Origin of the sequence: Staphylococcus croceilyticus (assembly GCF_002902575.1) — a bacterium.
Lineage (GTDB): Bacteria > Bacillota > Bacilli > Staphylococcales > Staphylococcaceae > Staphylococcus > Staphylococcus croceilyticus.
Window position 1 is genome coordinate 1 of the sequence record NZ_PPRD01000065.1, and the last position, 11,081, is coordinate 11,081.

9 protein-coding genes and 2 pseudogenes are annotated in these 11,081 nt (G+C 32.3%); 2 read left to right on the forward strand and 9 right to left on the reverse strand.

The window, feature by feature from the left end; genetic code table 11:
• Positions 1 to 176: 176 nt before the first annotated feature.
• The 8 genes and pseudogenes from trpA to CD128_RS08490 all read right to left on the reverse strand — a co-directional run bounded on the left by trpA (position 177) and on the right by CD128_RS08490 (position 7,994).
• A complete protein-coding gene (gene trpA / locus CD128_RS08455; protein ID WP_103329539.1) occupies positions 177 to 905 on the reverse strand; it encodes a tryptophan synthase subunit alpha in 729 nt (242 codons plus the stop codon).
• Positions 898 to 2,112 (reverse strand): tryptophan synthase subunit beta, encoded by a 1,215-nt coding sequence (gene trpB / locus CD128_RS08460; protein WP_103329540.1) that lies wholly within the window; start codon positions 2,110 to 2,112, stop codon positions 898 to 900. Before trpB ends, trpA begins: the two co-directional genes overlap by 8 nt.
• Positions 2,084 to 2,737 carry a phosphoribosylanthranilate isomerase gene (locus CD128_RS08465; protein WP_103329541.1) on the reverse strand — a complete coding sequence of 218 codons (654 nt, stop codon included), beginning with the start codon at positions 2,735 to 2,737 and terminating at the stop codon, positions 2,084 to 2,086. The genes trpB and CD128_RS08465 overlap by 29 nt, the downstream gene beginning before the upstream one ends.
• Positions 2,734 to 3,518 (reverse strand): annotated as a pseudogene (trpC, locus tag CD128_RS08470) (indole-3-glycerol phosphate synthase TrpC). The gene CD128_RS08465 and the pseudogene trpC overlap by 4 nt, the downstream one beginning before the upstream one ends.
• Position 3,519: 1 nt before the next feature.
• The gene (trpD, locus tag CD128_RS08475; RefSeq protein ID WP_103329542.1) at positions 3,520 to 4,518 is read right to left on the reverse strand and encodes an anthranilate phosphoribosyltransferase; all 999 of its coding nucleotides are present in this window, start codon (positions 4,516 to 4,518) and stop codon (positions 3,520 to 3,522) included.
• Positions 4,496 to 5,092 (reverse strand): anthranilate synthase component II, encoded by a 597-nt coding sequence (locus tag CD128_RS08480; RefSeq protein WP_103329543.1) that lies wholly within the window; start codon positions 5,090 to 5,092, stop codon positions 4,496 to 4,498. Before CD128_RS08480 ends, trpD begins: the two co-directional genes overlap by 23 nt.
• A pseudogene (locus CD128_RS08485) lies at positions 5,089 to 6,498 on the reverse strand (anthranilate synthase component I). The gene CD128_RS08480 and the pseudogene CD128_RS08485 overlap by 4 nt, the downstream one beginning before the upstream one ends.
• 458 nt (positions 6,499 to 6,956) lie before the next feature.
• Positions 6,957 to 7,994 (reverse strand): M42 family metallopeptidase, encoded by a 1,038-nt coding sequence (locus CD128_RS08490; protein ID WP_103329544.1) that lies wholly within the window; start codon positions 7,992 to 7,994, stop codon positions 6,957 to 6,959.
• Positions 7,995 to 8,141: 147 nt separating this feature from the next.
• On the opposite strand from CD128_RS08490, the gene CD128_RS08495 reads away from it, so the two are divergent.
• Positions 8,142 to 9,233 (forward strand): prephenate dehydrogenase, encoded by a 1,092-nt coding sequence (locus CD128_RS08495; RefSeq protein ID WP_103329545.1) that lies wholly within the window; start codon positions 8,142 to 8,144, stop codon positions 9,231 to 9,233.
• Between the two features lie 76 nt (positions 9,234 to 9,309).
• Here the strand turns inward: CD128_RS08495 and CD128_RS08500 are convergent, their stop codons facing one another.
• A complete protein-coding gene (locus CD128_RS08500; protein WP_103329546.1) occupies positions 9,310 to 10,572 on the reverse strand; it encodes a Y-family DNA polymerase in 1,263 nt (420 codons plus the stop codon).
• Between the two features lie 150 nt (positions 10,573 to 10,722).
• Here CD128_RS08500 and CD128_RS08505 point away from each other — a divergent pair, with 150 nt between their 5' ends.
• The gene (locus tag CD128_RS08505) at positions 10,723 to 10,911 is read left to right on the forward strand and encodes a 2-hydroxymuconate tautomerase (protein ID WP_103298140.1); all 189 of its coding nucleotides are present in this window, start codon (positions 10,723 to 10,725) and stop codon (positions 10,909 to 10,911) included.
• The last annotated feature ends 170 nt before the right edge of the window (positions 10,912 to 11,081 follow it).

Below are 11,081 nucleotides of genomic sequence, written 5' to 3' on the forward strand. Positions count from 1 at the left end.
AAACTATTAATACAGATGAATGATTCAATTTATTTTATATTGATGTATACAAATAATAAGAGCTGAAAGACTAAGTTTTTCAGCTCATTAAATGATTATGTTAATTTTATTTTAAAGTATTTGCGCATGCTTTGCCAACTATTGTAATTGTATTATTATACTGAAATTAACAGTTGCTATTTATTTAAAGCTTCTTTTATTGATACTAGGTACTTTTCCATTTCAATCGGACGATCATTTTCAAATCTTTTAACAATTTCACTACCGATAACTACGCCATCAGCTACTTCTATTATGTTAGTAACATGTTTTGGCGTTCTAATACCGAATCCTGCAACTACGGGTATATCCGTAAATTCTTTTACTCTTTTTATTTTCTCTTTCAATTCAGGATGGAAAGTTCCATCTTTACCAGTTGTAGCATTCATAGTGACCGTATAAATAAATCCTTCAGCATGTTGGGCAATCGTTTTAATTCGTTCTTCTGAAGCGGTCATTGCTATAAGCGAAATAATTTTCACTGAATATTTGCTAACTCGTTTTTTCAATGCTTTAGCTAATTCAAATGGTAAATCCGGAATGATAACGCCATATACTCCTGTTTTTTCACATTCTTTGAAAAAGGCTTCTTCTCCATATGAAACTATGATATTGTAATATGTCATAAGTACATACTCACATTTTATCTCATATTGATGCAAAGCTAACTCATTAAATATAAAATCAATTGTTACGCCCTCTTTAATCGCTTCATTTCCTGCATGCATAATCACTGGTCCATCAGCTACAGGGTCTGAAAATGGCACACCAATTTCAATAATATCAGCCCCATTTTCATCTAATACTTTAATATTTTTTATGAAATCTTTATTACCCATAACATATGGTATAAATAGTTTAGTCATTTATACCACCTCTTTCATTCGTGTATTGTCGAATAGTTTCCATGTCTTTATCACCACGGCCAGAAATTGTAACTACAATAATTTCATCTTTCTTCATGATAGGCGCTAACTTTTCTACGTAACTTAGTGCATGAGCACTCTCTATTGCTGGGATAATTCCCTCAATTTTACTGAAGCGGATAAGTGCTTCCATCGCCTCTTGGTCACTTGCACACTCGTATTTTACTCTTCCTATGTCGTAATAGTAGGAATGTTCTGGTCCTATTCCAGGATAATCCAGTCCTGCAGATATGGAATGTGCTAATTCTATTTGTCCATTATCATCTTGAATTAAATACATTTTCGAACCGTGAAGTACGCCTGGTCGCCCTTTTCCAATAGCAAGTGCATGCTTATCAGTATTAAAACCTTTACCGGCTGCTTCAACGCCATATAATTTAACATCATCTTGGATAAATGGATAGAATGTTCCTATTGCGTTTGATCCACCACCTACACACGCTACTACTGCATCGGGTAAACGGCCTTCTTTATCTAATATTTGTGTCTTAATCTCTTTACCTATAACGTTTTGGAAGTCTCGTACCATCGTCGGAAATGGGTCCGGCCCAAGTGCTGAACCTAGTAAATTATGCGTATCGTCGACATGACTTACCCAATATTGCAATGCTTTATTTACTGCGTCCGACAATGTACCTTGTCCGTCATCTACTGCTTCAACTTTAGCGCCCAATAATTCCATGCGAAAGACGTTCAGTTGTTGTCTTTTAATATCTTCTCTTCCCATAAATACTATGAGTTCCATATCAAACAATGCTGCTACCGTTGCACTAGCTACGCCATGTTGGCCGGCACCTGTTTCAGCGACTAATTTATTTTTTCCCATACGTTTCGCTAATAAAGCTTGACCAATAGCATTATTGATTTTATGCGCGCCCGTGTGATTTAAGTCTTCGCGTTTAAGATAAATTTTGGCGCCTCCTAATGTTTCTGTGTAGGATTTTGCATATGTTAAAGGTGTTTCTCTACCAACATATTCTTTTAAGTAATAGTCTATTTCTTTTTGAAAATGAGGATCTTGTTTAGCTTTCGCATATTCACTCTTTAATTCAATAATGGCTGGCATTAATGTTTCTGGAACATACTGTCCTCCATATTCACCAAAGAATCCTAATTCATCAACTTCGGTTTGGATGTTCTTCATAATTTAACTCCCCTTTCACAAGATTTACGATTTTATTCATTTTAGTTAAGTCTTTTTTATGATTACTTTCTATGCCGCTAGAAATGTCGTAACCTGCATGCTTTAAATTTAATTGTTCAAGTTGTTGAATACTTTCAACATCCAATCCTCCAGCAATTAAAAAAGGCGTCGATGTTTGAATATCATTGAGTAGTTTCCAATTAAACTTTCGTCCTGAGCCTCCATATTGTTCTGAAGGTGTATCTATAATTAGTAAGTCAGTACAGTTTTCGTATCGTTTTATTGATTTAGCTATATTTTCTATGGCGGGAAGTGCTTTAACTATCTTAATATTCTTGAAATTTTCTTTAGTTTTTTTAATTAATTCAACTGGTTCATTGCCGTGAAACTGAATACAGTCAAGCGGTGTATTAATTATTAAATTTTGAATTTCTTCAAAAGTTGGGTTAACTACCACCACGACTTTTTCAATATTTCTAGGGACAAGATGCATTAAGTTATTTAAATGTTGTATATCCACATGACGCTTACTTTTAGGAAAATGTATAAAACCAATCATGTCGATATTTAATGACTTAACTTTTGCTACATCTTTTATTGTTTTAAATCCACAAAACTTAAGTATCATGTGTGCTTTACCTTTGACAATTTTAGAGATGGTAAAAAGCTAGATAAATCATGACAATTCATTAACGCTCCGCCTATTAATAAACCATCAATCCCACTTTGAATAATACTTTCTACATCTGCTTTCGTATTAATGCCACTTTCCGAAATATAATAATATCCTTGTTTTTTATTACGTAAAATTTGATTCGTATGAGCTACGTCTGTAATAAACATTTTTAAGTCTCTATTATTTACGCCTATTATTTCTGGGTTTAATTGGTAGGCCCTTTCTAATTCAGCTTCGTCATGAACTTCTACTAACACTTCTAATTCTAAATTACTTGCATAAGTGTATAAGTCACGCAATTGATTGTCGGTTAGAATGTTGACTATTAATAGAATAATGCTTGCACCAGCCTTTTTAGCTACGTCAATTTGAAGCGGATGTATAATAAAATCTTTACACAACACAGGTAAGTTAGTATGTAGAGTAAGTTCCTGTAAACGTTCAAAGCTACCACCAAAATATTGCTCATCAGTTAAAATAGAAATTGCATTGGCACCATACTGTTCATAATCTTTTACTTGTTGAACTAAATTGCGGTCACGAAATGCAGATACAGAAGGACTTTTTGATTTGATTTCTGCAATTATATTTAAGCTAGAACTCGTTTCCAAACTTTCAACTAATTTCGGTTTATGTGAGACAGTTATAGTTTCAAGAGTAGCTAATTTTTTTCGTAATATCCTTTATTTAGTAATTGCTTTTTATATTCTACAATTTCATCTAAAATGGTCATCTCAACACCCTCCCATTAATAAATACTGTTTCATAGCTTGGCCACTATCGATAAGATGGTGAGCTAACTTCACTCCTGCCTTAATAGTTTTAACTTTTTCAGTAACATAAAGTGCTAGTGCTGCATTTAAAACGACTACATCACGTTTAACTGAGTGATCCTGATTGTTTAAAATGTCTAAAGTAATTTGTTTATTAATTTGAGGTGTTCCACCTTTTAAATCGTTATTATCTGCATTTCTTAAACCTAAATCTTTAGCGTTTAAATAATAATGATGAATAGAACCATCTTCTTGTAATTCGTAAATTTCATTGTCACCTGAGAGAGTGGCCTCATCCATTCCATTTGCGCCATGTATCACTATGGCTTTACGTCGCCCTAAATCTCTTAATGTCTGTGCTATCATTTCCAATTTAGATGCATCATAGACGCCCATGACCTGATAAGTGAGTTTAAATGGATTAATCAGAGGACCAACTAAGTTGAAAATCGTAGGTGTATTGATTGCTTTTCTAACTGGTTGAATGTACTTCATGATTGGATAAGATTCCATAGCACTTATGAATGCTAGTCCTTTATTTTTTACTTGCTCCGATACATCAATTACAGCAGTCGTTGAAATGCCTAATTCTTGTAACAAATCTGTGCTTCCAGAACTCGAGGTAATACTCTTATTTCCATGTTTAATTACTGGTACGCCAGCACTCGCTACGATAAATGAAGCGGTTGTAGAGATGTTGAAGCTATTGGATTTGTCTCCTCCCGTTCCACATACGCATATACTTCCATCATAAATCGGTTGTGTAGGATACATTGTGTGAATTAAACTTTCTACAATATATGTTAATTCTTGTTGATGAATAGTTTTTCTTGAAAATGCTTCAAGTAATTCAACCTTTTCTTGAAATTTAATATCTTGATTAATTAAGGTATTGATAAATTCTGTCGCTTGTTCTGGTGTCAAAACAGTTTGATTATTAATGTGTTCCAATAGTTTCATCTAAGTTGTTCCTTTCATTCACAAGGTGTATAAAATGAGTAATAATCTGTTTTCCATAGTCAGTAGCGAAAGACTCTGGATGATATTGAATACCAAAATGTAAATGATGATGATCTTCAAATGATTGAATACTGTCTGCTGTCTTACCAGTAATCGTTAAATTTGAAGGGAATGATTTTTCATCACTTATTAATGAGTGATAACGCATAACCTTAAATTCAGTCGGTAAATCTTGATATAGAAGCGTTGGCCTACATACTTTCATTGTGTCAACTTTACCGTGCATTACTTTCGCACCTTGAACAACCTTACCGCCGTAATAACAAGTGAGTGCTTGAGCACCTAAACATACACCTAGTATTGGTAAATGTTTATAAGTATCAATAGCCTTGATTAAACAATCATTATCGAGTGGATGACCAGGCCCAGGAGAAATGATGACACCACTAATTTGATCACCATAATCTAACACACCCTTGTCATCTGGATATTTAACTATTACTTCATCTAGTTGCTTTACTATGTCTACTAAGTTGTAAGTAAATGAATCGTAATTATCAATAATAAGTATCATGGGGAGACCTCCAATAAACTCTTCGCTTTCAAACGTGTTTCTTCTAATTCTTTTTCGGGAACTGAATCATACACCACGCCACATCCTGCCTCTACTTGAACAGTAGTGTCATCAATAAACATTGTTCGAATAGCTAAAGCAAAATCTAAATTTTGATTACAATTAATGTAGCCAATACCCCCGCTATATATACCACGCTTATATGGATAGACTTCATAAATTCTTTGAATCGCTCTTAGTTTCGGTGCACCTGAAACCGTTCCTGTGGGTAAAAGATTTGCAATTACAGTCATAGGTGATAGCTCTTTTTTTATTTGACCTTTAACTTCACTCACGATATGCATCACATGTTCATATTTTTCAATTTCCATTAATTTTGTGATTTTTGAAGTTCCTGTATTACTTACTCTATGAATATCATTTCGTCCTAAATCTACTAACATGCTATGTTCACTTATTTCTTTTTCATCTGCTAGCAGTTGACTTGCATTATGTTCATCTTCTTCTATTGTCTTACCTCTTTTTATCGTTCCAGCAATTGGATTAGTAATTACTTCACTATCATGCACTTTGACGAAACTTTCTGGAGAACTTCCAACAATGATTGGCCCGCCCATATTGATAAAGTACATATACGGGCTAGGATTACGACGTTTTAAATTTTGATAGAGTTGATAACTTAATTGATATTTATTTTTTCCAAAATGATGTTGATATTGATAAATTCTAGATGGTACGACCTGAAACATATCCCCCTCTTTTATTAGATTTTTTAGATGTTTAACATTATTTATAAAATCACTTTCAGTTATATTAGCCATCATATTTGTTCGTTGTGGTGGAGTTATATTATTCTGTTCATACACTTTTATAGAGGTTAGTTTTTCAATACGTTCTTTTACTCTCAATTTCAATTCTTCTTTTTTAGCCTCTGAAAATTGATTTGTAGCAATGACGTACAAATCATCTCAATAGTGGTCAAATACGTAGACATCCTCAATCATGTATAGTTGTACATCGTCATGATCTTTTTTAGCTTCAATATTGAGTCGTTGCAATATAGGAAACTCATGTCTGACTAAATCAAAACTACACGTACCAATAAATCCTGAAATGAATGGTAATTTCTTCAGTAAATCATCATCAATCTGAATATTAAACTGGTTGATATAGTTTTTTAGATAATTATAGGATTCTTTCGTGATGATTTGATTTTGATGTTTAGTTTTAATTTCTAACTTTTTATCTGTCAAAGTTACTGTCCCATAATAATCAAATGCTACAATCGAATACCTGCCTTTTAATTTTTGCTGACTTGTACTTTCTAAAATTATCTTTTGCTCTTTCAGTTGCCCTAGAACTTCTGGAGTAATGTTAGCTCTTATCACTTCATAATATATTTCCATAGTTTCACCCTTTTCCCAATAAAATAAGTTACCTAATGTTAAAAAATTGAGTATTACTAAAATTGTATCTATATATTTTTTAGAAAATTCAGATTACTTTACTCATACTTTTTTAAAAATTTAAGTTCCTAACTAGCAATGTTCACTTATCTTGTTCGTTAAATGTTTGTGATTCACCTATATTAAAGACAATCGCAAATAAAAAAGACACCACAGTTAGCTATCCTCAACAATAAGGACGCGTTACCGTGGTGCCACCTTAATTAACATTCTCATGTTCACTCAATGATTATTTAGTTATATATTTTAAGCCCAATTCAAAAAATATGTTGTGCTAATTTCCATCTACCATTAGCTTTCTTATGCTACAAATCATATTATCTACTTCACTTAAAATTTTTTGACAATTCTTATAATTCAGTATAATACATGGAATTAATTTAATTGTCAATGACATTTTACAATTTTATTGGTGATAAACAATATGCATAAAGTAAGTCTTGAGTAGCTTTAATTGAATCAATATGTGTTCTTTCTAATGCATGAGAAGATTCGATTCCTGCTCCAAATAAACCATGACGAATATCGGCTCCAGCTCTGAGTGCTGCAGACGCATCAGATCCATAATAAGGATAAATATCTACTTTATATGGGATTTGATTAATCTTACATAAATGAATTAAATGAGACTTTAATTCTTTATGATATGGGCCAGAACTGTCTTTCGCACAAATAGAAACTGTATATTCATTAGAAGATTGTCCATCTCCTAATGCGCCCATATCAAATGCAATAAATTCGATAATCTTTTCTGAAATAGAAGCGTTTGCGCCATACCCTATTTCTTCATTATTTGATATATAAAATTGTGTAGTATGTGGTAAAGTTATATCCTCTTGTTTTAACTTTTCAAGCAATTCTAAAATCATAGCTACACTTGCTTTATCATCTAGATGACGTGATTTTATAAATCCTGAAGGTGTAATTTGAGTTCTTGGATCGAAACTAATAAAATCCCCCACTTCAATTCCTAAATCTCTTGTTTCTTCAGCTGACGTTGTTTTCTCATCTATGCGAACTTCCATATGTTCAATATTACGTTCGATTTCATGATTATCTTTATAAACGTGTACGCTTGTTTCATGTAAACAAATTGTTCCAGTATAAACTTGACCAGCTTCTGTTTGAATTTCACAATATTCGCCTTCGATAGCATTATAAGTAAAGCCACCTATCAAACTTAGCGCTAATCGTCCATCTTCTTTGATTTCTTTAACCATAGCTCCAAGAGTATCTACATGTGCAGTAATACATCTTTGATGCTCTTCATCTTCACCTTTTACTGTAATAATTAATGCACCTTTATTAGTTAATTGAGTTGGATATCCTAAGCTTTCAGCTTTATCTTTTACATAATTCACAGCTTCAGCTGCATTACCAGAAGGACTATTAATTTCTATTAATTCTTTAATCGTTTGTAGAACCTTTTCACTCATTCTGATTTCCCCCTTTTCTCTTATTAACATTCATTTTATCGCACTTATCCGCCTATCTCTATTAATCCAACTATATAACTATTGTTTAATTATGCGGGCTATTTTACAATAAGTGTATTCTGAAAATTTCGAAATAAGGTGATTCAATTGAAAAATATTTTATTCGTAGGTCTAGGTCTGATTGGCGGTAGTTTAGCAAGCAATTTAAAATTTTATCGTCCTAACATTCAAATCTCTGCCTTTGATGCTGATCCAACCCAACTTGATAAAGCGCAATCTATTGGAATTATAGATGAGAAGATTAAAGACTATGCTTTAGGTGTCGAAAAAGCTGACATCATTATCTATGCTACGCCCGTTCAACAGACTGAAAAATATTTAAAAGAATTACCTAACTATTATACACGCCCTAATTTAATTGTTACAGATACTGGTAGTACAAAAGCAAATATTCAACAATATGAATCATATCTTTTAGAACATCATATCCATCTAGTTGGCGGCCATCCAATGGCCGGTAGTCATAAATCAGGTGTACTTAATTCTAAGAAATATTTATTTGAAAATGCTTATTATATTTTAGTTTACAATGATACTCGGAACGCTTTAGCTGCTCAAAATTTACAAGAGTTGCTATCTTCAACATCTGCGAAATTCATTACTACTACTGCTCAAGAACATGATTATGTGACAGGCATTGTAAGCCATGTCCCTCATATAGTAGCTGCTAGTTTAGTACATTTAAGTGAAAATAATTCAAACCAACATTCTTTAGTAAAGCAATTAGCAGCCGGTGGTTTTAGAGATATCACCCGTATTGCTAGTAGTAACGCGGATATGTGGAGAGATATTACTTTAAGTAATAAAGAAAATATTTTAGATATTTTAGAAATGTTACAACTACAGTTTCAAGCTATCGCAAATTCAATTAAAAACGACGAAAGTGAAACCATACATTCTTTTTTCAATGATGCTAAAAAATATAGAGATCAACTCCCTGTTAAACAACGTGGTGCTTTGAATATAGCGTATGATCTATATGTGGATATTCCGGATGAACCGGGTATGATTAATAAAATTACTAATATACTAAGTTTACATAATATTTCTATAAGTAACTTAAAAATTTTAGAAGTTCGTGAAGATATTTTAGGTGCTCTGCGTATTAGTTTTAAAACGCCTCAAGATCGTGAATTAGGAGTTAAAGCACTTAATCATTTTGAAACTTATATTTTATAAAAAATATCCTCTTAACTGATAGAAGATATTCCACTAATTAATGGATATTGTTCTCTATCGTTAGGAGGATACTTTTCTACATCTTATGTCCTGCCATTAGACCTAAACGTCCATGTTTGGTACCTGCATCAGTATATGAAATTGCCTTTGATACGATGCCTTTTCCATATTTATTCTGTAAATAGTCTATTGTCTTAGCTAATTTTTCATCTCTTCGTCGTTCATATTCATCAATAAATAAGTTTAATTGTCTATCTTCTTCACTAATCAATTGTGTTAATGAAATACTCAACGTTCGATATAACGCACTTTTATCGCATAGTTGGTTCGCATAATAATTCACTACCTTAAAGATATCTTTTTCTAAATTAGTGGGATCTGTGAGCGTGTATTGCTTATGTATGCCCCCACCTTCAGTATAACCAAAAGAAAAATGTATAGTACGTGCTAATTGCTTACGTGCTCTAATACGACTTGCCACATCTTCAATTAATTCTTGCATCACCACTTTTGTTTCTTCAAAATGATAATCTCTCATTAAAATTTGGCTCTTACATATTGAGGGATTTGTAACTTGATATTTTTCTCGTACTTTACTTTGATCAATACCATTAGCATGTAAATGCATATCTGTGCCTAAAATACCAAACTCTTTCTTTAAGTATCTATAAGGATACTGTGCTAAATCCCCTATAGTAATGATCCCTCTTTTATTAAGTTTCATTTCTGTTTTTTTATTAATACCCCAGAAATCTCTTAAAGGTTGAATATTCCATAGTTTCTGTGGCACATCTTGATAACGCCACTCAGTAATACCGTTTTGGGCATGTTTTGCTTCTATATCCATAGCCACTTTGCTTAACAACATGTTTGATCCTATTCCAATAGTGCAATATATACCTGTTTTATCTAAAATTTCTTTCTGCAATCTTTCCGCAAACGACGTTACTGTAGAATTAAATCTATGGTAACTGTTAGTTACATCCATAAAGAACTCATCAATACTATACTGATGTAAATCCTCTCCTGGAATATACTTAAGCGCAATTTTTGAAATTTCAATAGACACTTCTAGATACTTTCGCATACTTGGATTAATGATATAAATATCGTTGCGATGTGGTATTTCAAATAATCTTGAACCTGTTTTTATTCCTATTTCTTTTAATTTCGGTGTAGCTGCTAATACTACGGACCCCTGTCGTTTAGTATCAGCTACTACTGCTAATTTTGTAGTTAATGGATCTAATCCCTTTTCAATACAAGAGACACTTGCAAAAAAACTCTTTTGGTCAATACATAGAACATCCCTGTCTTCAAGTAAGTTATAGTCATACATCTTAATAACCTCCCTATACAATATTTATTATATACGAACATTTGTTCTATATCAATATTTATACGAACTAATGTTCTTATTAATTTATTTTTGCGGTTAAAATGAAAAATGCTATACTAATCTTGTATTAATAAATAAGGAGGAAAATTTATGCCAATCGTAAATGTTAAATTACTTGAAGGACGTTCAGATGAACAATTAAAAGACCTAGTAACTGAAGTAACTAATGCAGTTGAAAAAACTACAGGTGCGAATAGAGAAGCAATTCATGTAGTAATTGAAGAAATGAAGAAAAACCACTACGGCGTAGCTGGTGTAAGAAAATCAGACGAAAAATAAGTAATTATACTTTAAGTTTACATAATAAAATTATTGTTTTAATACAAACACAAAAAAGAGTCCGGGACATAAAGTTCTTGGAATAAGTAAATAAAGACAATTTCTATTGAAATAATATAGAAATTGTCTTTTTTATAATTTTTTTGATTATTTTCAGCTCGTTGAGCTGT